The sequence below is a fragment of the Streptomyces sp. NPDC093221 genome, from assembly GCF_044753885.1.
GTDB lineage: Bacteria > Actinomycetota > Actinomycetes > Streptomycetales > Streptomycetaceae > Actinacidiphila.
Genome location: NZ_JBIVOA010000004.1, coordinates 615,790 through 639,873, shown reverse-complemented (window position 1 = coordinate 639,873; position 24,084 = coordinate 615,790). Strand labels below are relative to the sequence as shown.

Sequence of the window (24,084 nt, the reverse complement as noted above, 5' to 3'; positions counted from 1 at the left end):
CGGTCCGGACACCGCCGCCCCGGCCGTTTCCTCAGCGGGCCGACGCCACCGCCAGCAGGAACCAGCCGGTGTGCGGGATCCACTGCTCGGCCCAGCGCCAGACCTCGGCCTCGGGGGCGTCGGCGGGAAGGAAGGCGATGTCGTCCTCGTCGGTCCAGCCGGAGGTGATGCCGTTGACGATGCCGCCGGGAATGTTGGGGAAGTCCGACTCGTAGTCGACATTGTGACGGCCGCGGCCGTGCAGCATCGAGACGTCGAAGGGGTTGCGGCCGGTGATCCAGGCGAGCTGGTCGTCGGCGAAGCCGAGCAGCAGGTCGCGGTCGGCCTCCGCCGTGCCGGGCAGGTCGGCGCAGGTGTTCGCGGCGGCGGCCAGTGAGGCGATGGTGGCGTTCTCGCCCTGCCACCAGTAGCCGGTCTCGTTGTCGTGCGGGAAGAAGAAGGCGTCGCGCGGTGTGCCCCCCGCGGGCTGCACGCGCTGCCGGGGATAGCCGAAGGGATTCGGCACCGAACGGGTCCTGGCCACGGTGTCGAGCACGGCCTCCAGGGCGAGCGCGCTCGCGGCCCCGGCCTCGGGCGCGTCCGGCAGCACGGCGGCGAAGCGGGCGAGGGCGAGCGCGGGCAGCCCGGCCTCGGCGGCGTGGAAGAACGGCCGCCCCTCGGCGTCCGCTCCGAACCAGCCGGGGCCGTGCGCGGGCCGTACGTACCGCGCCAGCAGGGACCGTACGCGCAGCCGGGCCGCGTCCCGCGCCGCGGCCGGGACCGTACCGCCGCCCGCCGCGACCAGCTCGCAGGCGGCCAGCAGCGCCGTGTAGTCGTCGAGCACCGTCTCGGCCCCGCCGACGACGTATTCGGTGTTGTGCGCCTCGAGGTGCGTGAAGCCCTCGACGGCCGCCGCCAGGTACTCGGGTCCGGTGAAGTCGCCGTGGTCGTCCAGGGTCGAGGCGCGGGCGAGGGCCGCGATGGCCAGGCCGCCGCCGTGCCGGTACGCGGCCTGGTAGCGGTCGGTGCGCACGCACTCCGGGAGCGGCGCCGTCACGACGCGTTCTTCGAGCCGCTTGGTGAGCGCGTCGAAGATTCCGGTGTAGAAGTAGCCCTCGGGGGAGCGGAAGCGGACCAGGAAGTCGGCGCCCCACAGCGCCTCGTCGCGCAGCCGCGCGCTCAACGAGCGGACCAGCAGTGGGTGTCGCTCGGCGACCGCGTCCCGCGCGGCCATCATGGCCCACGCGCACAGCGGGATCTGCTGCGGACTCATGGTGCGGGTGTACGTGAGGTGGCTGAGGAATTTGCTGGTGTCGCCGCTCGCGTCGAGCCAGCCGCCGCGCGCGTCGACCTCCCGGCCGCTGTCGTCGCCCCACAGCGCGGCGCGCCGGTCCTTGCGGTCGATCTCGCCGCTGGAGCGCATCGCCTTGAAGTACGCCAGCACGTCGGACATCGTCTGCCGCTGGAGCCGGTCGGCGGCCACCTCGAAGTCGTCCGAGACACAGGTGCGGCCGCGGCCGTCGACCAGGCGGACCGCGTACCGGCCGGGCGCGAGGCCGGTGGGCAGCGGCACCCGGGCGAAGGGACCGCCGTGCCAGCCGGGCACGGACTCCAGCGGGCCGGGTTCCAGCTCGTGCAGCGAGCCGCCGTCGGCGCCGAGCAACTGCACGCGCCGCGGGGCCCTTCCGTCGGGCAGGACCGCCACGACCGCGGGTGCGCCGCCGAGTCCGTAACCGAGGTGCGCTACGCGTACCGCCGAGGTCTCCAAGCCGGTTTCGATGGGCACCTGCGGGCACCGTCCCTTCTGTCGTGCCCGCAAAGGTATGCAGTGGACTGCTATTGGTCAACAGTGATCGTGGGGGCGGCCGGGCACGCGCCCGGCCGCCCGGGAACAGCGCGCGACCTCAGTGCCGGCCGCCGTCCGACCGCTTGCGGTGCAGCGTGAACGTCTCGAAGACCGACAGCTCGCCGTTCGGCTTGTTCACGTTGTAGTACGTGACGTGCATCCGCGTGGTGTCGCCCGCGTGACGGCCCGGATCGACGGTGAACGCCGCGAAGCCGTAGGGGTGGTCGACATCGCGCACGCCCGCCCAGACCGCCTGCTCCCGCACGTACGTGGCCGTCCGCTTGCCGTTGGAGCCGGGCGTCGAGGAGACCGCGGTGATGACCTTGCCGGTGCCGTCCTTGAAGAACGACTGGTTGGTCGTGCCCGAGACCCCGCCGCCGCCGAGCACCATGTGCACGGTGCCGAGACCGGTGTCGATGTCGTCGGTGGCGTGCGACACCGGGTTCGGCGTCAGCGTCTCGCTGCCGCCGACCACACCGCGGACGGCCAGCGACCGCTCGTAGTTGTGCTCGTGGCCGCAGACCACCAGGTCGACGCCGTAGCGGTCGAACAGCGGCCCGTACTTCTCGCGCAGGCCCAGGTCGGCGCCGTTGGCGTCCGTCGAGCTGACCATCACCTGGTGCATGGCGACGACCACCCAGTCGATCTCGCGGTCGGCGCGCGCCGTCCGCAACTCCTTCTCCAGGAAGGCGAGTTGACGGCCGCCGGAGTAGCCGTTGATGTAGACGTCGCCGCCGTCCTGGAGGCAGTTGTCGTCGTTCTGGAGCACGATCACCCGCACCGAGCCGGCGGTGAACGCGTACCAGAGGTTGGCCAGTTCGCGGTCGCTCTCGGTCGACGGGAGCTGGAAGTACGTCTGGTACGCGCCGAGGCCGAGCGGGCCGTTCGCGGACTCGATCTCGTGGTTGCCCGCGGCGGGCATCCACGGCCGGAAGCGCGCCGAACGGCTGTTGTTGGTGAAGAAGTTGTTCCAGGTGCGGACCCGGTCGACGTCCAGATTCGCGTAGCACAGGTCGCCGTTGAGCAGGTGGAACAGCGGCGCGACCTGCTCGATGCCGGTGACGATGTCCTTGGTGGCGGGCGTGGAGTTGGCGTCGAGGCCCACCGCGCCGGTGCTGGTCCAGGTGACCTGCGGCGCCGACTGGTCGCCGAAGCTGGTGAAGGTCAGCGGCTGACGGCCGCGCGGCGCGGTCCTGAAGGTGCCGCTGTCCGGCGCGGCGCCGTCGTGCGACACCAGGTACAGGTACTCGGTGCCGGGCGAGAGCCGGTCGATCGCGGCGTGGTGCACGTACACGACCCGGCCGGACTTGCCGTCGCTGTAGGAGCGGGTCCGCGCCGAGGCGACCGACCCCAGACCGTGGCCGATCGTGCCGTACCGCACCCGCGGGCGCTTGACCGGGCCGTCGGTCAGCCAGGACACCACCATCTGGCTGCCGGGGTCCTTGCCGAAGGTCAGGTGCAGCCCCTGCACCGGGGACGCGCCGCTCGCGTCGGGCGTGGGGTGGAAGGCGGGGGCGGCGCTCGCGGGTGTGCCGGACGGCGACGGCGCGGCGGCGGACGCGGGGCCCGCGGTCAGCAGCGGCGCCGCGACCGCGCCGACACCCGCGGTGCCGAGCAGGCCGACGGCCGTACGGCGGCTGAGGCGGTCTCCTGACGGACCCGGTGTCTCCATCTGTGCGACCATCGTTGCTCCTTGGTGCGGTGCGGGGTCTCGCGACACGAACCTCCGAAGGCTCCCGCCCGTCGGCGACGGCCAGTTGAACGCCGCCTGTCGCACACGCGGCGGAATCCTGTGACCCGCCGGGCGCGGCGAGAACCCGACCCCCGTCGGGCGAACGGCCGTGTGCGCCGGGCCTGTTCGTGACGCGTACCGCCCGCTGTCACGCGCCGGACACCGGCAGGTCGCCTGTGGTCGCTGCTGTGGGAGGACCCTGCACTGCGCGCATCCCCCTACCGCGAAGAGGTCCTCGGATCCATGTCTGAACTCAACCGGCGGCGGTTCCTCCAGATAGCCGGTGCCACCGCGGGCTTCACCGCCCTGTCCAGCAGCATCGCCCGCGCCGCCGCGATCCCGGCCAGCCGCAGGACCGGCACCCTCAAGGACATCGACCACATCGTCGTCCTGATGCAGGAGAACCGGTCCTTCGACCACTACTTCGGCGCGATGAAGGGGGTCCGCGGCTTCGGCGACCCGCGCCCGGTGTCCCTGCCCAACGGCAAGTCGGTGTTCCACCAGCCGGACGGCGACAAGGAGGTGCTGCCCTTCCACCCGGACGTGGACGACCTCGGACTCCAGTTCATCGAGGGCCTCAACCACGAGTGGATCGGCAGCCACGCGGCCGTCAACGACGGTAAGTACGACCAGTGGATCCCCGCCAAGGGCACCGGCACGATGGCGCACCTGACGCGCGGCGACATCCCGTTCCACTACGCGCTCGCCGACGCCTTCACCGTCTGCGACGCGTACCACTGCTCGTTCACCGGCGGCACCGACCCCAACCGCTACTACATGTGGTCGGGATACACGGGCAACGACGGCAGGGGCAACGGCCCGGTGCTCGACAACTCCGAGGCCGGGTACGACTGGACGACGTACCCGGAGCGGCTGGAGAAGGCGAAGATCTCCTGGAAGGTCTACCAGGACATCGGCGACGGCCTGGACGGTGACCACTCCTGGGGCTGGATCCCGGACGCCTACCGCGGCAACTATGGGGACAACTCCCTGCTCTACTTCGACAATTACCGCAACGCCAAGCCCGGCGACGCGCTCTACGAGAAGGCCCGCACCGGAACCGACGCCAAGGCGGGCGACGGCTTCTTCGACGTGCTCAAGGCCGACGTCACGGCGGGCAGGCTGCCGCAGATCTCCTGGATCGCCGCGCCCGAGGCGTTCTCGGAGCACCCCAACTGGCCCGCGAACTACGGCGCCTGGTACATCTCGCAGGTCCTGGACGCGCTCACCTCCAACCCCGAGGTGTGGAGCAGGACCGCGCTGTTCATCACCTACGACGAGAACGACGGGTACTTCGACCACGTCGTCCCGCCCTTCGCCCCGCTCACCGCGGACGGCGGCGCCTCCACCGTCAGCACGCGGGGTGAGATCTTCCCGGGCAACGGCACCTACGCGGCCGGCGCGTACGGGCTCGGCCAGCGCGTTCCGATGCTGGTGGTCTCGCCCTGGAGCACCGGCGGCTACGTCTGCTCCGAGGTCTTCGACCACACCTCGATCATCCGCTTCATGGAGCGCCGCTTCGGCGTGCACGAGCCCAACATCTCGCCCTGGCGGCGTACCGTCTGCGGCGATCTGACCTCCGCCTTCGACTTCAAGCTCACGCGGGACCGGCCCCCGCACCTGCCCGGCACCGACGGCTACCGGCCGCCGGACGGCGACCGGCACGACAGCTACGTCCCGGTGCCGCCCGCCCGCCAGGCCGTGCCCACGCAGGAGCGCGGCGCCCGGCCGACCCGCCCGCTGCCGTACGCGCCGCTGGTCGACGCGGCCGTCACGCCGTCCACCGGCCTGGTCACCCTCACCTTCGGCGGCGGTGTCGCCGCGGGCGTCTGCTTCCACGTCACCGCCGCGGACCGCGCCGACGGCCCGTGGACGTACACCACCGAGGCGGGCAAGAAGCTCTCCGGCGCCTGGGAGACGGCCGCGACCGGCGGCGGCTACGACCTCACCGTGCACGGCCCCAACGGCTTCCTGCGCGCCTTCCGCGGCGCGGTCGCCACACCCGGCGCGGAGGTGACGGCCCGTCACGACGCCGCGAGTGAAAGGGTGGAGCTGACCATGAGCAACTCCGGCCGCCGCGACGTCCGGCTCACGGTCACCAACTCCTACGACGGCCGCCACCACACGTACGTGGTCCGCGCCGGGCGCCGCGAGACGCACTCGGTCGACGTCCGCGCGGGCAAGCGCTGGTACGACCTCACGGTGGTCGCCGACCACGACGCCGCGTTCCTGCGGCGCTTCGCGGGACACGTCGAGACGGGCCGCCCCGGCGTGAGCGACCCGGCGATCAGGACGCACTGACCGCGACCTGGGCAGCGGGCCTGGGCAGCCGTTCCGACGGCCGTCCCCGAGGACACCGACGAGCTGTTCCTGGTCGTCGGCGGCCGTCTCACCCTCCAGCTCCGCGACGGCGACGTCGTCCTCGGCCCCGGTGAGCTGTACGTCGTCCCCGAGGGCGTCGAGCACTGCCCCCGCGCCGACGAGGAGACCGCCATCCTCCTGCTGGAGCCCGCGGGCATGCTGGAGCCCGCGGGCACCCTCAACACCGGCAGCGGGGGCGGCCCGCTGACCCTGGCGGCCGTCCCGCTGGACTGAGGTCTCCCGTGCGGCTTCAGGTCTCCCGGTGGGCCGCGGTCAGAAGGACTTCCTGGAGGACCCGGGCGGCCCGTGGCGGAGCCACGTCACTGCGGTGGGCCAGGGCGATGGTGCGGCGCAGCCCCGGCCGGGCCAGCGGTGTGACCCGCAGGTCGTGACCCGCGCGGGCGGCGACCATGCTGGGGACGACGCCCAGACCGAGCCCGGCCCGCACGAAGCCGAGCACGGCGTCCATCTCGCCGCCCTCGACGGTGAGGTAGGGCTCGAAGCCCGCGGAGCGGCAGGCGGCGAGGGTCAGGTCGCGCAGGTCGTAGCCGTGCCGGAACATCACCATCGGGCGGCCTTCGAGGTCGGCGATCCTGACCGGTGAGCGCGGCGGCTCGGCCGCGGCCGAGGAGATGACGACCAGATCCTCCTGGAAGAGCTCGACGGTGGTCAGGGCGGGCGACGGGTTCGGCAGCGGCAGCACCACCAGCGCCAGGTCGAGGCCGCCGCGCGCCAGCTCCCGTACGAGATCGTGCGACCCGCTCTCCTCGATCAGCAGCCGCACCCCGGGGTGCCGGTCGTGGAAGACGCGCAGCACGTCGGGGAGCAGGCCGGTGCACAGGCTCGGGGTGGCGCCGAGCCGGACCCGGCCGCGCCGCAGCTGAGCCAGTTCCAGCACCTCGTGGCGGGCGGTGTCTGCGTCGGCGAGGATCCGCCGGGCCAGCGGCAGCAGCGCCTCCCCGGCGTCGGTGAGCGCGATGTTGCCGCGCGCCCGGCTGAACAGGGGCGCGCCCAGCTCCGTCTCCAGCGCGCGGATCTGCTGGGACAGCGACGGCTGCGAGACATGCACCCGCTCGGCGGCGCGGGTGAAGTGCCGGGCGTCGGCGACGGCCACGAAGTACGCGAGCTGCTGGAACTGCATGGGTCCCACGATAGCCCGGCGATAGGCTCAGGCTATGGACACGAGCCGGATCATGTCTTGGACCACTCGACTCCGGTGACCGTAACGTCTGTGGACATGGCACTGGCAACGCGGACGGACCGACGTCCGTCGATGGCGCGCACGGTCTGGGGCTCGACCGTCGGCAAGAAGACGATCATGGCGGTGAGCGGCCTGATCATGCTGCTGTACCTGGTCGTCCACATGTTCGGCAACCTCAAGATCTTCTTCGGGTCCGGCAGCTTCAACGAGTACGCGCACTGGCTGCGCACCATCGGCGAGCCGTTCCTGCACTACGAGTGGGCGCTGTGGATCATCCGCGTCGTGCTGGTCGCCGCCGTCGTGCTGCACGGCGTGTGCGCGTACCAGCTCAGCCGCCTCGACCGGCGCGCCCGGCCGGTCGCCTACGCCCATCCGCGACCGCGCGCCAGCTACGCCACCCGCACCATGCGCTGGGGCGGCGTGATCCTGCTGCTGTTCATCGTCTGGCACATCCTCGACCTGACCACCGGCACCGTGCAGCGCGGCTTCGTGCCCGGCCACCCGTACCAGAACGTCGTGGCCGCCTTCCACGACTGGTGGAACAACGTCATCTACATCGTGGCGATGCTCGCCCTCGGCCTGCACATCAGGCACGGCTTCTGGAGCGCCGCCCAGACCCTCGGCGCGGGCAGTGCCACCCGTGACCGGGTGCTCAAGGCCACCGCGAACGCACTCGCACTGGTGCTGACGGCCGGCTTCATCGCCGTACCCGTCGGCGTCATGACCGGAATCGTGAGCTGACTGACATGCCCGAGACGCCCGAGACCTCCGAGACTCCCGACAGCCCCGAGCTTTCCGCGACGACCGCCGCGACCGACGCCGCGCCCGCGCCGTCCGACTACGCGCCGTCCGACTACGCGCCGTCCGACTACGCGCGGTACGCGACCGGCGAGCCCCTCGCCGACACCAAGGCACCCGAAGGCCCGATCGAGGACCGCTGGGACACCCGCCGCTTCACCGCGAAGCTGGTCAACCCCGCCAACCGCCGCAAGCACACCGTGATCGTCGTCGGCACCGGGCTCGCGGGCGGCTCCGCGGGCGCCACGCTCGCCGAACAGGGCTACCACGTCGTGCAGTTCTGCTACCAGGACTCCCCGCGCCGCGCCCACTCGATCGCCGCGCAGGGCGGCATCAACGCCGCGAAGAACTACCGCAACGACGGCGACTCCGTCCACCGGCTCTTCTACGACACCGTCAAGGGCGGCGACTTCAGGGCCCGCGAGTCCAACGTCCGCCGCCTCGCCCAGATCTCGGTGGAGATCATCGACCAGTGCGTCGCGCAGGGCGTGCCCTTCGCCCGTGAGTACGGCGGCCTGCTCGACACCCGCTCCTTCGGCGGCGTCCAGGTCTCCCGCACCTTCTACGCCCGCGGCCAGACCGGCCAGCAACTGCTGCTCGGCGCCTACCAGGCGCTGTCCCGGCAGATCGCCGCGGGCAACGTCGAGATGCACCCGCGGACCGAAATGCTCGACCTGATCGTCATCGACGGCAGGGCCCGCGGCATCGTCGCCCGCGACCTGATCACCGGCGAGATCCGCAGCCACTTCGCGGACGCCGTGGTGCTGGCCTCCGGCGGCTACGGCAACGTCTTCTACCTGTCGACCAACGCCATGAACTCCAACGCGACCGCCGTCTGGCGGGCGCACCGGCGCGGCGCGTACTTCGCCAACCCCTGCTTCACCCAGATCCACCCCACCTGCATCCCGCGCACCGGCGACCACCAGTCCAAGCTCACGCTGATGAGTGAGTCGCTGCGCAACGACGGCCGGATCTGGGTGCCGCGCACCAAGGGCGACACCCGCCCGCCCGGCGAGATCCCCGAGGACGAGCGCGACTACTACCTGGAGCGGATCTACCCCTCCTTCGGCAACCTCGTACCGCGCGACATCGCCTCCCGCGCCGCGAAGAACGTCTGCGACGACGGCCGCGGCGTCGGCCCCGGCGGCCAGGGCGTCTACCTGGACTTCGCCGACGCCATCGCGCGGATGGGCCGCAGGGCGGTCGAGGAGAAGTACGGCAACCTCTTCGAGATGTACGCGCGGATCACCGCCGAGGACCCGTACGAGGTCCCGATGCGGATCTACCCGGCCGTGCACTACACGATGGGCGGCCTGTGGGTGGACTACGACCTCCAGACCACAGTGCCCGGCCTCTTCGCGATCGGCGAGGCCAACTTCTCCGACCACGGCGCCAACCGGCTCGGCGCCTCCGCGCTGATGCAGGGCCTGGCCGACGGCTACTTCGTGCTGCCGGCCACCATCAACGACTACCTGGCCCGCCACCCGGGGCGCGAGGAGATCGGCGCCGAACACCCCGTCGTCCAGGAAGTCCTCGCGGAGACCGAGGACCGGCTCAATCTGCTCCTCGCCGTCGACGGCGACCGCACCGCCGACTCCTTCCACCGCGAGATCGGCGAGCTGATGTGGGAGTTCTGCGGGATGGCCAGGACGGAGGAGGGGCTGCGCAAGGCGCTGGACCGGATTCCGCAGATCCGGGACGAATTCTGGCGCCGGATCAAAGTGCCGGGCAGCGGCGCGGAGTTCAACCAGTCGCTGGAGCGCGCCAACCGCGTCGTGGACTACCTGGAGCTGGCCGAGCTGATGTGCCTCGACGCGCTGCACCGCGCCGAGTCCTGCGGCGGCCACTTCCGCGAGGAGTCCCAGACCCCGGACGGCGAGGCCGCCCGCCGGGACGAGGAGTTCTCCTACGCCGCCGCGTGGGAGTTCACCCGGACCGGCGGCGCGCCCGTCCTGCACAAGGAAGACCTCGTCTTCGACTACGTACACCCCACCCAGCGGAGCTACGCATGAAGCTCACCCTGCGCGTCTGGCGCCAGAAGAACACCGAAGCGCCCGGCGCCATGGCCACCTACCAGGTCGACGACGTCTCACCCGACATGTCGTTCCTGGAAATGCTCGACACGCTCAACGAACGGCTCACCGTCGAGGGCGAGGACCCGGTCGCCTTCGACCACGACTGCCGTGAGGGCATCTGCGGCGCGTGCAGCCTGGTGATCAACGGCGACGCGCACGGCCCGGAGCGCACCACGAGCTGCCAGCTCCACATGCGGTCCTTCCGGGACGGCGACACCATCGACGTCGAGCCGTGGCGGGCCGCCGCCTTCCCCGTCGTCCGCGACCTGGTCGTGGACCGCTCGTCGTTCGACCGGATCATCCAGTCCGGCGGTTACGTCAGCGTGCCCACCGGCGCGGCGCCCGAAGCACACGCCACGCCCGTACCCAAGGCCGCCGCCGACTCCGCGTTCGAACACGCCGAGTGCATCGGCTGCGGCGCCTGCGTCGCCGCCTGCCCCAACGGCTCCGCGATGCTCTTCACCTCCGCGAAGGTCAACCACCTCAACGTGCTGCCGCAGGGCGCGCCGGAGCGCGAGACCCGTGTCCTCGACATGGTCGCGCGGATGGACGAGGAGGGATTCGGCGGCTGCACGCTCACGGGGGAGTGCGCCACCGCCTGCCCCAAGGGCATCCCGCTGACCTCGATCACCGCGATGAACAAGGAGTGGCTGCGGGCGGCCCGCAAGGTCCCACGCCGTTAGGAACCTTCGGGGTCCCCACGCCGTTGGAACCTCAGAGGTTGGTGAGCTTGGTGTACGGGCTCATGATGCGCTTCTGGAGCGAGCCGAAGTCGACGATCACCGCGACGCCTTCCTCGACTCCGGTGACCCGGCCGAGGCCGTACACATCGTGGGTGACCCGATTGCCCACGGCGAACTCCTTCGGTGGCGGCGCCACCGGGGCTTTGAAGGGACTGGTGGGCAAAAAGCGCTTCGCTGCATCAGGCTTTGTCATTGTCACCAGTATGCGCCAGTCGGCGGTCCGATTGTCCCGTCGGACGACGCATCTGCGACTACCCGCCAGCCGTCCTTGACCCGTATAGACCTGTCTGTCTACCCTCGGTGGGTATCGCCCAGGACAGGCGGACCGCGGCAGATCCCCCCAGGTCACCTCGGGTCCATCCAGGTTCTACTCATGGAGCCCCCCATGGCACGCACGGTCAAGACACCCGGTCCCGACCACCCCATCACGGTCGAGCCGAATCCGGAGCGCATCGTGGTCAGGGCCGCGGGCAAGGTCATCGCCGACACCACCCACGCCCTGACCCTGCGCGAGGCCGACTACCCGCCGGTGCAGTACATCCCGCTCGCCGACGTCGAGGCCGACGCCCTGCGCCCCACCGAGTCCCAGACGTACTGCCCCTACAAGGGCGACGCCTCCTACTACTCCCTCGTGACCGCGGACGGCGAGATCACCGACGCGGTGTGGACGTACGAGAAGCCGTACGACGCGGTCGGCACGATCGCCGGACACGTCGCCTTCTACCCGCAGCACGTCGAGGTCGCCGCGCGGTAGCGCTCGCGTGGCAGTGGCCGCGTCGCAGCCGTCGCACGCGAGAAAGGAGGGCCCGTCCGGTCGGACGGGCCCTCCTCGCGTGCCGTGCCTCAGTCCCGGTATCCCACGGGCTCGCGGGGCCGCTCAGGGGTGCGCGGGTCCCGCCGAGACCGGATCGGACCCCGGGCGAGTCGGTGCGCGCCCAGACCGGCCAGAGCGGCCAGCAGACCGCCGCCGCCGGTCCACAGCCAGCGCGGCGACCACCAGGTGCCCGCCCAGCCGTCGCCCGGCGCCACATGCGGCGCGTACGCCGACACCACGGGCGTCACCGAGCCGTCGACCGCCTGCTGCCCCGCCGTGCCCTCCGACGTGGCCTTCACGGCCGCCTTGACCGGCTGGCCGAGGTCGGCCGCGGGCAGGTCGAGCACGGTCAGCCGCAGGAAGTAGCCGCCGCGCAGCGGATCGTTGGACCAGGTGTCGGCCCACGAGCGGATCGCCCGCAGGTGGCAGACCAGCTCGACCGAGCCCGCGTCGGCCGCCACGGACCTGCTCTGCGCGCCGTATCTGCACGGCTGGCGGCGCCGCAGCCCGTCGTACACATCGAGCTGCCAGGTGGACGCGCCGTGCCGGGCCGCGGTCTCGGGGAAGGTGACGGTGGCCTTCACCGTCACGTTCTGCCCGCTGTCGGCGGGGAACGTCCAGTACAGGTAGTCGCCCGCCGACGCGTCCGCGGTCGCCTCCTGCCCCTGCCGGACGACGGCGGCGGTACGGAAACTCGTCCCCGCCTCCGTCGGCGCGGTGTCGCCGTCGCCGGGAGCGGCCGTACCCGTGCTCGCGCTCGGGTCGGCCGACGGGTCGTCGGCGACCGCGCCGCCCGCGCTCAGGGCCAGCGCCGCGGCGGCCAGCAGCCCCGCCGCGGTGACCGTCAGCAGCCGTACGGCCTTACGTGGTGACGTACGCATCAGACGGTCCTCCCCGTGTTCAGACGCCAGCGGGACACCCAGCCCGACAGCAGGCCGAGGACCGCGCCGGCCACGGCCAGCGTGCCCAGCAGCCACCAGCCGCGCCCGAGGCCGAAGAAGGCCACGTCGGAGGGCTGGTCGGGGGAGTCCACCAGGTCGATGGAGAGCTCCACCGGCAGACCGGGGGTGGTCTTGACCGACGGCGCGGCAGAGAAGGAGTTGCCGACCTGGAGGCAGACCGTCTCCGGCGGGGTGTCGGAGTCCGCGTGCGGCTTGGGGTAGCGGATACCGGCGGACACGACGTCGGTACGGCCGGTGCCGCCCTCGTCGTCCCTGACGATCTCCCGGCCGTGCGTGGTCACGCCACGCAGCAGGACGCCGTAGTTCGCGTTCACCGCGCGGTCGGCGGAGACGCTCACCGAGGCGCGCAGCTCCTGCCCCGGCGGCACGTCCACCCGGTACCAGCGGTTCTCCGAGAACAGCTCGCGGTCGGTGTAAATCCCCGCCTTGAGCTGCGGCGCGTCCGCGCACCGCGCGGCGCCCCGGGCGGCCACCGGGGCCACCACGGCGTCGGTGCTGCGGCCCACCAACTGCTTCACCTTGGTGGTGAGCTGCTGCCGGTGCTGGACGGCGGTGTACGTGCCGCCGGTCGCCTCCGCGATGCACGTCAACTGGTTACGGGTCGAGGAGTCCGGGATCAGGCCCAGCGTGTCGATGACCAGATGGATGCCCTTGGCGGCGATGTCCCGCGCGACGTCGCACGGATTGAGCGGCGCGCAGGTGTCCTCGCCGTCGGTGATCAGCACCAGGCGGCGGGTGCCGTCGCCGCCCTGGAGATCGTCGGCCGCCTTGAGCAGCGCGGGGCCGATCGGCGTCCAGCCGGTGGGCGCCAGCGTCGCCACCGCGGCCTTGGCCTCGGTGCGGTTCAGCGGGCCGACCGGGTAGAGCTGCCGGGTGTCCTTGCACCCGGTCTTGCGGTCGTTGCCCGGATAGTCGGCGCCGAGCGTCCTGATGCCCAGCTCCACGTTCTCCGGCACCGAGTCCAGCACGTCGTCGAACGCCTGCTTCGCGGCGGCCATCCGCGACTGCCCGTCGATGTCCTTCGCCCGCATGGAGCCGCTGACATCGAGCAGCAGTTCCACCTTCGGGGCGGCTTGCGCCGTCGGCGTCGCCGGTGTCGTGGGTTCGTCGGCGACCGCGCTCGCGGGCAGCAGACCGCAAGCCAGGACGACCAGCAGGCCGCAGCCAACTCCGGCCGTCAGTAACCTTCTTATGATCATCGCCGGATCGTAGTGAAGGTAGTGTCGAAACCTGAAGTCGGCCGGTCAGTGGCCGGTGCGGGACCGTGCCAAAGCGGACGGACGGGGACGGACCACGGGCGGGGACGACGAGCGCGCGCCGGGCCGGGGAGCCGCCGGGGCCGCGCGCCGGCAGGTGGTGCGCCGGGGGTGGACGTGCGCGGCGATCTCAGTAAAGTGGCGGATATGACGCTACTGGCCGGTAGGAAATGTTTCCGGGTGCTCGAACCGCTGCACTCGATGGTGTACTTCGCGCCCGAGACGCAGGCGGCGCTGGTCGCGGCCGGGCTGGAGAACAACCGCATGTGCTACTTCGCGGGCCGCGCCGCCGCCCTCGGCCCGGTCGGCCCCGCCGTCGTGACGAGCACCTTCTACAACTTCAGCCCGTCCCTGGTGGCCCGGCACATCCCGCTCGCCTGGACCCTGGCCGCCCCCGAGGACATCACCGCGGCGCGGCTGCGCGCGGTCGACGCCGTACAGCGCCGTCTGCTCGGCGACGCCGTCGACTCCCCGGAGATGGCCGAGGCCGCCGAACTCGCCCAGCGGGCCGCCGAGGCGTGCACCGGCGGCGACCGTATCCTCTACGCCGCCCACGCGGCCCTGCCGTCGCCGAAGGAGCCGCACCTGGCCTTCTGGCACGCCACCACGCTGCTGCGCGAGTACCGCGGCGACGGACACCTCGCCGTCCTGCTCTGCGCCGAACTCGACGGCCTGGAAGCCCTCGTCACCCACACCGCGACCGGCAAGGGCTTCCTGCCGGGCTTCGCCAGGACCCACCGCGGCTGGAGCGAGCAGGAGTGGGACGCGGCCGTCGCCCGGCTGCGCGACCGCGGCCTTCTCGACGCCGAAGGCTCGCTCACCGACCAGGGTGTCGAACTGCGCCGCCACATCGAGTCCGAGACCGACCGTCTCGGCCGCGCCCCCTACGAGCACCTCGGCGAGGCCGGCACCGCCCGTCTGACCGAGATCGCCCAGGGCCTCACCATGCGCGCGCTGGCCGCGGGCGCCTTCCCCGAGGGCGTCTTCGCGACCGGCCCCAAGCGCTGACGCACCTGTCGCCGACTCCGAGCGGGCCACCGGCCCCGGACGCCCGCTCCCCGCGTCAGCGGGGAGGCGTCGGCGCCGGGCCCGTCGAGCCGCGGACCACCAGGTGGGTGGCCAGTTCGACGTGGAGGGTGTCGACCGTGTGGCGGTCCAGGAGCCGCATCAGCAGGGAGACCGCCATCCGGCCCATCTCTTCGAGCGGCTGGCGGACGGTGGTGAGGCGGGGCACGGTGCTGCGGCTGAGGTCGATGTCGTCGAAGCCGGTGATGGAGAGGTCCTCGGGGACGCGCAGGCCGCGTTCGTAGGCGGCGCGCAGCGCGCCGACGGCGGCCTTGTCGTTGAACGCGACGAGCGCGGTGGGGGGTTGGGGGAGGTCGAGGAGTTCGCAGGCGGCCCCGTAGCCCCAGTCGGCGGTCGGCTCGATGCTGCGCAGGAGTTCGGGGGAGGGCAGCACCCCGGCGTCGGCGAGGGCCGAAGTGTGGCCCGCGAGACGGGACTTGCTGGCGAGCCAGTCGCCCGGTCCGCCGATGACGCCGATCCGGCGGTGGCCGAACTCCACCAGGTGCGCGGTGACACTGCGGGCCGCGGCGAGGTTGGCGGCCGAGACCGAGGCGATGTCGCGGGGGAGCGGGGTGCGCGGGTCGACGACCACGAAGGGGAAGTCCTGGGCCCGCAGGACCTCCAACTCCCTTTCCGGCTCGGGCGGGACGATGAGGATCGCGCCCGCGATGCCCGGGTCGCCCGGCAGCCCCGGCAGCACCTGGACCTCGCGCGCCGCGTCGCCCGCGCTGAGCACCACGCGCCTGCCGTGCAGGTCCAGCGTCTCGGCGATCGAGGAGACGATCACACCGAAGTAGTCGGTGAGGACATACGGGCAGCGCACGTAGATCGCGCCGTCCGCCGCGCCGCGCCGGACGGGGGCCGGCGCCCCCAGCCGTTCGACCGCCCGGCGGACCAGCGCCTGGGTGTCGGGGGCCACGTTGGCCTGTCCTGTCATGACCCGCGACACGGTGGCGATGGAGACGCCCGCCTCCGCCGCGATGGCGCGGACCGTCACGCGGGTGCCCGGTGACCTAGCCAACTGTTACACCCGTTCGTTTCATGTGCGCAGCTTAGCGCCCCGACCCATCAGGGTCACGGCAGGATCGGTACAAGGCATTGACAGCGCACGCCGCCGACCGCTTACCTGATTTTCGCCACGGTTCCAGAAAATGTTTCATTCCGTTTCAGAATGAGTGCTGCCCGAGGAGAACGATGAGGAGACGCGCCGTAGGTGCCGCCGCTGCCACAGCCGCCGCACTCTGCCTGGCCTGCGTACCGGCCGCCCAGACGGCCGCCGTCACCCCGACGGCCGCCACTGCGGCCTCCCCCTCCCGCCCGGCGCCGCCACCCCGCGCCCAGGTGTGGCTGACCACGGCCGACGGCGAGCAGGAACTACGGCAGCAGGCGCCGGTCGACTTCGGCCGGGGACCGTCCGACCTCACCACCATCACCGTCGACCCGAACCAGAGCTACCAGAGCGTGGACGGCTTCGGCGGCGCGCTCACCGACTCCTCGGCCGCGGTCCTGAGCCGACTGCCGCGCACGACGCGGGACTCCGCGATGCGGCAGCTCTTCGACCCCGCCCGCGGCATCGGCGTCAGCTTCCTGCGCCAGCCCATCGGCTCCTCCGACTTCACGGCCGCCGCCGCCCACTACACCTACGACGACATGCCCGCGGGGCAGACCGACTTCGCGCTGCGCCACTTCAGCATCGCGCACGACCAGCGGCAGATCCTGCCGCTGCTGCGCCAGGCGAAGCGGCTCAACCCCCGGCTCACCGTCATGGCCACGCCCTGGAGCCCGCCCGCGTGGATGAAGGACGGCGACTCGCTGGTCGGCGGCCACCTCAAGGACGACCCGAAGGTCTACGACGCCTACGCCCGCTACCTGGTGAAATTCGTCCAGGCGTACGCGGCGGCGGGCGTGCCCGTCGACTACCTGACGGTGCAGAACGAGCCGCAGAACCGTAAGCCCTCCGCGTACCCCGGCACCGACCTGCCCGTGCAGGCGCAGGTCAAGGTGATCGAGGCGCTGGGACCGCTGCTGCACCGGGCCAGCCCGCGCACCAAGATCCTCGCGTACGACCACAACTGGACCACGCACCCCGACGACATCAAGACCGCCGAGCAGATGGGCGAGGACCCGCAGACCGACTACCCGTACGAGGTGCTGGACAGCCCGGCCGCCCGGTGGATCGCGGGCACCGCCTACCACTGCTACTCGGGCGACCCCAGCGCGCAGAGCGCGCTGCACGACGCGCACCCCGACAAGGGCATCTGGTTCACGGAGTGCTCCGGCTCGCACGGCGCGACCGACACGCCCGCGCAGATCTTCCGCGGCACGCTGACCTGGCACGCGCGCACGATCACCGTCGGCACCACGCGCAACTGGGCGAAGTCCGTCGCCGACTGGAACCTCGCGCTGGACGCCGACGGCGGCCCGCACAACGGCGGCTGCGACACCTGCACCGCCCTGCTGACCGTCCAGCCGGACGGCACGGTCACCCGCAGCGCCGAGTTCTTCACCATCGGCCACCTGTCGAAGTTCGTCCGGCCGGGCGCGGTACGGATCGGCAGCACCAACTACGGCACGACCGGCTGGAACGGCCAGCTCACCGATGTCGCCTTCCGCAACCCCGACGGCTCCACCGCGCTCGTCGTGCACAACGAGAACGACGACCCGCGCTCCTTCGCCGTCGCCGTCGGCGACCGGACCTTCGCATACTCCCTGCCCGGCGGTGCGCTGGCGACCTTCACATGGCCCAGGTCGGCTGATCTGACCAGCCGGTCGCACGCGGTGCCGCTGAACGGCGCGAGCGCCACCTCCCAGCCCGCCGGGCAGGGCGCCCCCGACCTCGCGATCGACGCCGACGGCTCGACCCGCTGGTCCAGCGGCGCGGCCCAGACCCCCGGTCAGTACGTGCAGATCGACCTCAAGAAGCGCACCGCGTTCTCCCGCGTCGCCGTCGACAGCGGCGACAACCTCGGCGACTACGCCCGCGGCTGGCAGATCTCGACCAGCGACGACGGCGTCACCTGGCGGACGGCCGCCGCCGGTACGGGAACCGGGCAGCTCACCGTCGCCGACCTGCCCCGTACGACCACGGCACGCTATGTGCGCGTCACATCGACGGGCACGGCGGCCAACTGGTGGAGCCTGGCCGATCTGCGGCTCTACCGCTGAGCCGAGGCGTTCCGACCCGACGCGTCACCCCGGGGCAGCCGCGACCTCCAGGAGGTCGCGGCTGCCGCCGCGTGTCACGCGTCCGCCTCCGGTACGGGACGCGCCGCCGCTTCCGGCCCGGCGTCCGCCGCTGCCGCCCGCTCCGCCCGGCGCGCCTGCCACTGCCGCGTCGCGTACAGCGCGCCGCCCGCGCCCAGGCCCCAGAAGGCGCCGCTGACGCCGAAGAAGGTCACGCCCGAGACGGTGACGACGAGCGTGACGACCGCCGACTCGCGGTGGTCGGCGTCGGCCATCGCGCCGGTCAGGGAATTGCCGAGGGCGCCGAGCAGCGCGAGTCCCGCGACGGCCTCGATGACATTGGGCGGTGAGGCGTTGACGAAGGCGACCGCCGCCGCCGCGCCCAGGCCCAACAGGATGTACGCGCCGCCGGCGACGACCGCGGCCCGGTACCGCTTGCGCGGGTCGGGCCCCGCCTCCTCGCCCGCGCACAGCGCGGCGGTGATCGCCGCCAGGTTGACCGCGTGGCCGCCGAAGGGCGCCGACAGCAGGCTGAAGACGCCGGTCCAGCCGAACAGCGGCCCCGGCTCCGGGTGGTAGCCGTTGACATTGAGCACCGCGATGCCGGGGATGTTCTGCGACGCCATCGTCACCACGTACAGCGGCAGCGCGATGCCGATCACCGCGGAGGCGGTGAAGTGCGGGGTGACCAGCACCGGGTGCGGCCACAGCGGGCCGAGCGCGGCCGTGTCGATGTGCGTGGTGGCGGCGATCAGGACGACGGCCACGACCACCGCGGCGGGCACCGCGTACAGCTTCCGGACACTGCCGACGACCGCCCAGGCGAGGATCACACCGAGGCCCACCGCCGGGTCGGACTTGACCGCGTGCGCCGGAGCCAGGCACAGCGGCAGCAGGATGCCCGCGAGCATCGCGTTCGCCAGCGGCTTCGGGATCGCCGAGACCCACCGGCCCAGGGGCTTCCACAGCCCGGAGATCACGACGAGCACCCCCGTGAGCAGGAACGCGCCCACAGCCGCCGCGAATCCGCCGTGCGTACCCGCGGAGCCCGCCAGCAGCGCCGCGCCCGGCGTCGACCAGGCGATGCTGATCGGCAGCCGGGAGCGCAGGCTCAGGTAGATCGCGCACAGGCCCATCGCCACGCACAGCGCCATCAGGCCCGACGCGGCCTCGGCGTGCGACGCGCCGACCTTGCTGAGCCCTTCGAGCACCACCGCGAAGGAGCTGGAGAAGCCGACGAAGGCGGCGATCAGGCCCGCAGTCGAGGCCCGGAAGAGGCCGGAGCGCGCGGAGTCACCGCTGGGCTCGTCCCGGACGGGCTCCGGGGCGGTGGTGCGGACGGGCATCAGGTCTCCTCCGGGGCCGGCCGGCGCGCGTGGGCGGCGAGCAGGGCCGTGCGGTCGATCTTGCCGCTGGCGGTCAACGGCAGGGTGTCACAGAGCTGGATGCGGGCCGGGACCATGAAGCCGGGCAGCAGCGCGCGCAGATGGGCGCGGAGCGCCTGCGGGGTGCAGGCCGGGTCGTCGGTGACGACGAACGCCCACACCGGCTTCTCGCCGCGGGCGCTCGCGGTGACGAAGCTGCGCCGGACGGCCGGGTGCCGGTCCAGATGGTGGGCGATCTCGCCCAGTTCGATGCGGTAGCCGTTCACCTTCACCTGGTCGTCCCTGCGGCCGTGGAACACCGCCGCGCCGTCCGCCCGCAGATGCCCGTAGTCGCCCGTCCGGTACAGCCGTTCGCGTACGCCGTCGACCTCGCGCTCCACGAACAGCCGGGCGGTCAGCTCCGGCATCCCCAGATATCCGGGCGACAGACCGTCCCCCGCCAGCCAGATCTCGCCCGCGCGCCCCGGCTCGCACAGCTCACCGCCGTCGTCGCCGTCCGTGTCGATCACGTACAGCCGGGTGTTCTGGATCGGCCGGCCGATCGGCAGTTCCGCCGCGTCGGCGGGGAGCGCGTCGACCCGGTGGTACGTGGCGAAGGTGGTCGACTCGGTCGGTCCGTAGACGTGCACCAGGCGGCCGGGGCCGTAGCGGCGTACGGCCTGCGCCAGCCGCGGCACCGAGGCGCGCTCGCCGCCGGTCAGCACGGTGGCCACCGTGTCGAGGGCTTCGGGCGCCTCGTCCAGCACGGAGTTGAACAGCGCCGTGGTCAGGAACAGCACATTGACCCGGCTCTCGCGCAGCACCCGCCCCAGCTTCGACAGGCTCAGCCGCGCGTCGGGGTAGAGCACGCAGGTGCCGCCGGTCAGCAGCGCGCCCCAGATCTCGAAGGTCGCCGCGTCGAAGGTCACCGGCGCCAGCTGCAGCAGCCTGCCGCCCTCGCCGAGCCGGGCGTAGCGGGCGCCGGACACCAGCCGGACCACACCGCGGTGCCGGACCGGCACCCCCTTGGGGCGGCCGGTCGAACCCGAGGTGAAGTTGACGTACGCGACGGCGTCGCCCGCGACCTCGACCTCCGGGCCGCGCTCGCTCTCCGCGACACCGCCCCGCGTCACCGGGACGGTCCGGCAGCCGTCGAGCCGGTCGGCCAGCTCCGCCGGCCGGTCGGTGAGCACCCACCGGCAGTCGGCGTCCGACAGCAGCGCGCGCAGCCGCTCGTCCGGCCAGGACGCGTCGAACGGCAGGTAGCAGCCGCCGCATTTGAGGACGGCGAGCAGCGCGACGACCAGTTCGGGAGAGCGGTCGAGGCACACGCCGACGGTCGCGCCCGGCGGGAGTCCGCGCGCCAGCAGGTCACGGGCGAGGCCGTTGGCGAGGCGGTCGAGCTGCCCGTAGCCGACCGTGCGCGCGCCCTGTTCGACCGCGGGCGCTTCGGGCCGCAGCCGCGCGCGCTCCTCGAACAGGGCGGGCACACCGCTGTCGCGCGGATAGCCGACCGCCGTGGCGTTGATCTGCCGGTGCGCGGCCAGGGCCGCCTCGGACGCGGTCACCCGGCGCAGCGCCGACACCTCCGGACGGATACGGCGTGCCGTCGGCGGTGTGCTCGACGAACCATCACGTCCCGCGCTTTCCCAGGCTCGGCGTTTGCTTGACCACCGGGCCCGCGCGCCGTGGCAGGTGACAACGGCGAAGGGGACGGCTCGGGCATCGTAATCCGCGGCCCCGAAGGAGCGCGCGCCAATTCCGATACCCGGACCGTCCCCGGCGCCGACCGGCCCGCCGCGCGGGCGGGCCGGTCGATCCGCTACCGGAGCAGGCTCTTGTACTTCGGGCAGAGATACGTGATCGCGTCCTTCGCGTCCGCGATCTCGCCGTCCGCGATGGCCTCCTTCGCCAGCTTCGGACTCGCGTCCGCGGTGTTGGCGATCCGGTCGCAGGACTCCTGGCCGGTCTGGAGAACGGCGGCCGGGTCCATGCCCTTGGGCACCTTTCCGACCAGATAGCTCTTCTGCTGGTCGGTGAACGTGCCGGTGGCCGGGGTGAGCTGGGATTCGGGCAGGGTCGACTCCTTGGCGTCGGCGCCGTTCGCACCGCCGTCGCCGCCCGGACCGGCCGAGGCCGAGGCGGACGGCTCCGCGGTGCCGTCGGGGCCGATGGCGGGCGCGGAGGAGGCCGGGCGCTCGCTGGTGGGGGCGGCGCGGTCCCGCGCCGCGTCCGCGTGTCCGCCGCCGCATCCGGCCAGGACGGCCGCGGCCGTCGTCACGATGACGACGGCCGCGGCGAACCGGCCTCTGGTCGCGGTCACGGCTTCGCGAAGGTCAGGACGAGCTGCGGATGTCCCGACGTGCCGGGCGCGTCCTTCGACCAGAACCAGGCCGAGTCCGTGCCGGTGGACGTCACCGCGAGATCGTACGGACCGCCGAGCCCCGGCGTCAGCGCCGCCACGGTGAGCGTCGCGGTGTAGTCGGTCTGGAGCGCGGTCGGCGCGGGCACCGTGCCGAGCACCGTCGGGTCGAGCGTGGGACGGGTGTTCCAGGTCACCCCGGTCTCCGTCCAGCTCCCCGTCACACGCTGCACATTGAGCGTGTCGACCGAGTTCGCGATGGCGTCGGAGCTGGTGCGCAGGGTCAGCCGCGCGCTCGTGAGCACCATGCCGCCGGGCGCGGCGGGCAGGTCGAACCGCAGGTACGTGTGGTACGCGGACGTGCCGCGCACCGCGAGCTGCTGGTCCGGGCCGTAATTCGCCGAGGGCGCGCCCGCGTTGACGTAACTGTCCGCTATCGCGTTGAGCGTCACCGTCGAGGACGTCGGCGCGCCCGGCGTCGTGACGGCCGCCGCGGCCGACTTGGCACTGGTGTTGCCGGGCGCGTCACCCGCCGTGACCTGGTACGCGTACGTGGTGCCGGGTGAGGCGGCGGTGTCGGTGAAGGTCAGCGTCGGGCGGATCCAGAACTTGGAGTCACCGGTGACCGTGCCGACCTGCGTGCCGTCGCGGTAGATCCGGTACGTCAGCGTCGAGTCGTCGAGGTCGAGGCTGGCCTGCCAGCTCACCCGTACCCCGCCGGACACGTTCGCCGCGGTCACCTGGAGCGGTACGGACGGCGCGCGCGTGTCGGGGCCGCTCGGGAAGCGGACCAGGCCCTGCTGGAGCCGGTTGCCGTTGCTGGCGATCCGGGTGAACTCGCCGCCCACCCACAGGTAGTCCGTGCCGCCGCTGGAGGCGGTGGTGAGGGCGCGCGGACCGATCTTCTCGGTGCCCGCCGGGCCGTCGTCGGTGTCGGGGAACCAGCCCAGCAGCGGCCTCGGGTTGTCGACGGACTCCGCGAGCAGGTGCTGCCGGTCGTTGTTGAGCTGCGGGAACTGCTGCATGCTGGAGCAGTCGTGCGCGTGCGAGCCGCTGTACAGCACGCCCTTGTAGACGGTGACGGCCTGGGTCGCGCCCAGGCAGGTGTCGCGCCAGCGCTGGTTGAGGTCGCTGAAGTTGAGCGCGATGCGGCCGTCGAAGACACCGCCGCCCGTGCCCTCGTTGGCGGTGAAGAAGCCGCTGGCGTCCCTCGTGAGGTCCTGCACGGTGGAGGTCGCCGAGATGAAGCCCGGATAGGTCTTCACATTGGCGCCGGTCGTGGCGTTGACCACGGCCAGCGCGTGCGAATTGACCCCGTTGACGGTGTTGAAGTCGCCGCCGATGACGAGCCTGGTGCCGTCCGGGCTGAGCACCATGGCCTTGCCCGCCTTGTCGGCGTTGGCCGTGAACGGCTTGAGCGCGCCCGTGGTCGTCAGCGCGGCGAAGCGCTGCCGGGGCTGCCCGGCGACGGTGAGGAAATTGCCGCCGATGTACACCGTGTCGTTCGTCGCCACGATGCTGCGGACCTGCGCCGAGACCGACACCTTGAACGTGGTCCTCACGGTGCAGGTGGCGATGTCGATCGCCGCCAGGCTGCTCGACGGAACGCCGTTCACCGAACCGAAGGTGCCCCCCGCGTACAGCGTCGACTCGTCCGGTGAGACGGCCAGCGCCCGAATCGTCGCCGTGCCCGAGCCGACCGTGAAGGACAGCTTGCAGGACGTCGGCGCGCCCGTGGCGGCGTCGAACGCCTGGAAGTTGAGCGCCTGCTGCTCGCCGGTGCCCGCGGCGGCGCCCGGCGGCCGGACGGTGGAGAAGGTGCCGCCCGCGAAGACCACACCGTGCGCCTGGGCCAGCGCCCACACGACGCCGTTGGTCTGCCAGGTCGGCAGGTCGTCCGCGGTCATCGCGACCGGCGCGGTGAGCGCGGACGCGGACTGCGCGGCGGTGAATCCGATCATCGAAGCCGCCGCCAGTGAGAAGGCAGCGGTTATTGCCCCAGCTCTTCGCATGAGCCCCCCTGAGCTCTGTGCTGTTCCCCCAGCGGTCCCAAACGGCCGCAAGATGCGACAAGGTTAACGTTTGGTCCGCTTTGGGGTCAGCCTCCCCGTAACGACTGTTGCACTCCTGTAGCCCAGCGGCCGGGGAGGGGGACACGGCGGGCACGCAGCGGCGCCGCGCCGATTCCGCTTCGGCCGGATCCGGTCCCCGCCGGGCGGTCCCGAAATGTTTCGGTGCGGTGCCAAGAACGACTATGACCCGGCATGACCTGCGGGCACAAGGCCGAGCGGCCCGCGCGGTCCCGGTCGCGACGGTGATGCGCGACACTCCCGCTGGACTCCG

The 24,084-nt window shown here is 72.3% G+C and carries 19 protein-coding genes; 8 read left to right on the top strand and 11 right to left on the bottom strand.

The genetic code is table 11. The features are described from left to right. Positions 1 to 31: 31 nt before the first annotated feature. Both ACIQCJ_RS19770 and ACIQCJ_RS19765 read right to left on the bottom strand, forming a co-directional pair. On the bottom strand, positions 32 to 1,765 hold the full coding sequence (locus tag ACIQCJ_RS19770) for a glycoside hydrolase family 9 protein (RefSeq protein ID WP_402712056.1): 1,734 nt from the start codon (positions 1,763 to 1,765) through the stop codon (positions 32 to 34). A 118-nt stretch (positions 1,766 to 1,883) separates the two neighbouring features. Beyond that, positions 1,884 to 3,509 carry a purple acid phosphatase family protein gene (locus ACIQCJ_RS19765; protein ID WP_402712055.1) on the bottom strand — a complete coding sequence of 542 codons (1,626 nt, stop codon included), beginning with the start codon at positions 3,507 to 3,509 and terminating at the stop codon, positions 1,884 to 1,886. 291 nt (positions 3,510 to 3,800) lie between these two features. On the opposite strand from ACIQCJ_RS19765, the gene ACIQCJ_RS19760 reads away from it, so the two are divergent. Further along, complete coding sequence (locus tag ACIQCJ_RS19760) at positions 3,801 to 5,858, top strand: phosphocholine-specific phospholipase C (RefSeq protein ID WP_402712054.1); 2,058 nt, start codon at positions 3,801 to 3,803, stop codon at positions 5,856 to 5,858. Positions 5,859 to 5,921: 63 nt separating this feature from the next. Beyond that, the gene (locus tag ACIQCJ_RS19755; RefSeq protein WP_402712139.1) at positions 5,922 to 6,152 is read left to right on the top strand and encodes a cupin domain-containing protein; all 231 of its coding nucleotides are present in this window, start codon (positions 5,922 to 5,924) and stop codon (positions 6,150 to 6,152) included. A 16-nt stretch (positions 6,153 to 6,168) separates the two neighbouring features. Here ACIQCJ_RS19755 and ACIQCJ_RS19750 read toward each other — a convergent pair whose 3' ends face one another. After that, positions 6,169 to 7,059: a LysR substrate-binding domain-containing protein gene (locus ACIQCJ_RS19750; RefSeq protein WP_391117680.1), complete on the bottom strand. Its 891-nt coding sequence runs from the start codon at positions 7,057 to 7,059 to the stop codon at positions 6,169 to 6,171. Positions 7,060 to 7,155: 96 nt separating this feature from the next. Between ACIQCJ_RS19750 and ACIQCJ_RS19745 the strand changes: the two genes are divergently transcribed. From ACIQCJ_RS19745 to ACIQCJ_RS19735, 3 genes are read left to right on the top strand one after another with little or no spacing between them, the layout of a single operon-like run. Beyond that, positions 7,156 to 7,860, top strand: coding sequence for a succinate dehydrogenase cytochrome b subunit (locus ACIQCJ_RS19745; protein WP_355346013.1), 705 nt, complete (start codon positions 7,156 to 7,158; stop codon positions 7,858 to 7,860). 5 nt (positions 7,861 to 7,865) lie between these two features. Next, positions 7,866 to 9,929 (top strand): fumarate reductase/succinate dehydrogenase flavoprotein subunit, encoded by a 2,064-nt coding sequence (locus ACIQCJ_RS19740; RefSeq protein WP_402712053.1) that lies wholly within the window; start codon positions 7,866 to 7,868, stop codon positions 9,927 to 9,929. Next, positions 9,926 to 10,675 (top strand): succinate dehydrogenase/fumarate reductase iron-sulfur subunit, encoded by a 750-nt coding sequence (locus tag ACIQCJ_RS19735; protein WP_355346019.1) that lies wholly within the window; start codon positions 9,926 to 9,928, stop codon positions 10,673 to 10,675. The genes ACIQCJ_RS19740 and ACIQCJ_RS19735 overlap by 4 nt, the downstream gene beginning before the upstream one ends. Before the next feature lie 31 nt (positions 10,676 to 10,706). On the opposite strand, the gene ACIQCJ_RS19730 is transcribed toward ACIQCJ_RS19735, so the two are convergent. Next, positions 10,707 to 10,928, bottom strand: coding sequence for a hypothetical protein (locus ACIQCJ_RS19730; RefSeq protein WP_188282053.1), 222 nt, complete (start codon positions 10,926 to 10,928; stop codon positions 10,707 to 10,709). Positions 10,929 to 11,120: 192 nt separating this feature from the next. Between ACIQCJ_RS19730 and ACIQCJ_RS19725 the strand changes: the two genes are divergently transcribed. Further along, complete coding sequence (locus ACIQCJ_RS19725; RefSeq protein ID WP_355346023.1) at positions 11,121 to 11,489, top strand: DUF427 domain-containing protein; 369 nt, start codon at positions 11,121 to 11,123, stop codon at positions 11,487 to 11,489. A gap of 89 nt (positions 11,490 to 11,578) precedes the next feature. Here the strand turns inward: ACIQCJ_RS19725 and ACIQCJ_RS19720 are convergent, their stop codons facing one another. Together ACIQCJ_RS19720 and ACIQCJ_RS19715 are read right to left on the bottom strand one after the other, a co-directional pair. Next, complete coding sequence (locus ACIQCJ_RS19720) at positions 11,579 to 12,430, bottom strand: hypothetical protein (protein ID WP_355346026.1); 852 nt, start codon at positions 12,428 to 12,430, stop codon at positions 11,579 to 11,581. After that, on the bottom strand, positions 12,430 to 13,710 hold the full coding sequence (locus ACIQCJ_RS19715) for a VWA domain-containing protein (RefSeq protein WP_402712052.1): 1,281 nt from the start codon (positions 13,708 to 13,710) through the stop codon (positions 12,430 to 12,432). The genes ACIQCJ_RS19720 and ACIQCJ_RS19715 overlap by 1 nt, the downstream gene beginning before the upstream one ends. 204 nt (positions 13,711 to 13,914) lie before the next feature. On the opposite strand from ACIQCJ_RS19715, the gene ACIQCJ_RS19710 reads away from it, so the two are divergent. Continuing rightward, positions 13,915 to 14,775, top strand: coding sequence for a hypothetical protein (locus tag ACIQCJ_RS19710; RefSeq protein ID WP_402712051.1), 861 nt, complete (start codon positions 13,915 to 13,917; stop codon positions 14,773 to 14,775). 55 nt (positions 14,776 to 14,830) lie between these two features. On the opposite strand, the gene ACIQCJ_RS19705 is transcribed toward ACIQCJ_RS19710, so the two are convergent. Further along, a complete protein-coding gene (locus ACIQCJ_RS19705; protein ID WP_355346035.1) occupies positions 14,831 to 15,853 on the bottom strand; it encodes a LacI family DNA-binding transcriptional regulator in 1,023 nt (340 codons plus the stop codon). A gap of 173 nt (positions 15,854 to 16,026) precedes the next feature. Between ACIQCJ_RS19705 and ACIQCJ_RS19700 the strand changes: the two genes are divergently transcribed. Further along, a complete protein-coding gene (locus ACIQCJ_RS19700) occupies positions 16,027 to 17,997 on the top strand; it encodes a discoidin domain-containing protein (RefSeq protein ID WP_402712050.1) in 1,971 nt (656 codons plus the stop codon). Between the two features lie 74 nt (positions 17,998 to 18,071). Here the strand turns inward: ACIQCJ_RS19700 and ACIQCJ_RS19695 are convergent, their stop codons facing one another. From ACIQCJ_RS19695 to ACIQCJ_RS19680, 4 genes are all read right to left on the bottom strand, one after another. Further along, a complete protein-coding gene (locus ACIQCJ_RS19695) occupies positions 18,072 to 19,361 on the bottom strand; it encodes a benzoate/H(+) symporter BenE family transporter (protein ID WP_402712049.1) in 1,290 nt (429 codons plus the stop codon). Further along, complete coding sequence (locus ACIQCJ_RS19690) at positions 19,361 to 20,965, bottom strand: amino acid adenylation domain-containing protein (RefSeq protein ID WP_391162127.1); 1,605 nt, start codon at positions 20,963 to 20,965, stop codon at positions 19,361 to 19,363. The genes ACIQCJ_RS19695 and ACIQCJ_RS19690 overlap by 1 nt, the downstream gene beginning before the upstream one ends. A gap of 236 nt (positions 20,966 to 21,201) precedes the next feature. Continuing rightward, positions 21,202 to 21,702, bottom strand: a complete 501-nt coding sequence (locus tag ACIQCJ_RS19685) for a hypothetical protein (RefSeq protein WP_401722491.1) — start codon at positions 21,700 to 21,702, stop codon at positions 21,202 to 21,204. Continuing rightward, entirely contained in the window at positions 21,699 to 23,753 is a 2,055-nt protein-coding gene (locus tag ACIQCJ_RS19680; protein ID WP_402712048.1) for a DNRLRE domain-containing protein, read from the bottom strand. The genes ACIQCJ_RS19685 and ACIQCJ_RS19680 overlap by 4 nt, the downstream gene beginning before the upstream one ends. Positions 23,754 to 24,084: the final 331 nt, after the last annotated feature.

Coding starts and splice junctions, on each gene's coding strand:
- ACIQCJ_RS19765 (WP_402712055.1), bottom strand. CDS start 3,509: ATGGTCGCACAGATGGAGACACCGGGTCCGTCAGGAGACCGCCTCAGC.
- ACIQCJ_RS19760 (WP_402712054.1), top strand. CDS start 3,801: ATGTCTGAACTCAACCGGCGGCGGTTCCTCCAGATAGCCGGTGCCACC.
- ACIQCJ_RS19750 (WP_391117680.1), bottom strand. CDS start 7,059: ATGCAGTTCCAGCAGCTCGCGTACTTCGTGGCCGTCGCCGACGCCCGG.
- ACIQCJ_RS19745 (WP_355346013.1), top strand. CDS start 7,156: ATGGCACTGGCAACGCGGACGGACCGACGTCCGTCGATGGCGCGCACG.
- ACIQCJ_RS19740 (WP_402712053.1), top strand. CDS start 7,866: ATGCCCGAGACGCCCGAGACCTCCGAGACTCCCGACAGCCCCGAGCTT.
- ACIQCJ_RS19735 (WP_355346019.1), top strand. CDS start 9,926: ATGAAGCTCACCCTGCGCGTCTGGCGCCAGAAGAACACCGAAGCGCCC.
- ACIQCJ_RS19730 (WP_188282053.1), bottom strand. CDS start 10,928: ATGACAAAGCCTGATGCAGCGAAGCGCTTTTTGCCCACCAGTCCCTTC.
- ACIQCJ_RS19725 (WP_355346023.1), top strand. CDS start 11,121: ATGGCACGCACGGTCAAGACACCCGGTCCCGACCACCCCATCACGGTC.
- ACIQCJ_RS19720 (WP_355346026.1), bottom strand. CDS start 12,430: ATGCGTACGTCACCACGTAAGGCCGTACGGCTGCTGACGGTCACCGCG.
- ACIQCJ_RS19715 (WP_402712052.1), bottom strand. CDS start 13,710: ATGATCATAAGAAGGTTACTGACGGCCGGAGTTGGCTGCGGCCTGCTG.
- ACIQCJ_RS19710 (WP_402712051.1), top strand. CDS start 13,915: ATGACGCTACTGGCCGGTAGGAAATGTTTCCGGGTGCTCGAACCGCTG.
- ACIQCJ_RS19700 (WP_402712050.1), top strand. CDS start 16,027: ATGAGGAGACGCGCCGTAGGTGCCGCCGCTGCCACAGCCGCCGCACTC.
- ACIQCJ_RS19695 (WP_402712049.1), bottom strand. CDS start 19,361: ATGCCCGTCCGCACCACCGCCCCGGAGCCCGTCCGGGACGAGCCCAGC.
- ACIQCJ_RS19680 (WP_402712048.1), bottom strand. CDS start 23,753: ATGCGAAGAGCTGGGGCAATAACCGCTGCCTTCTCACTGGCGGCGGCT.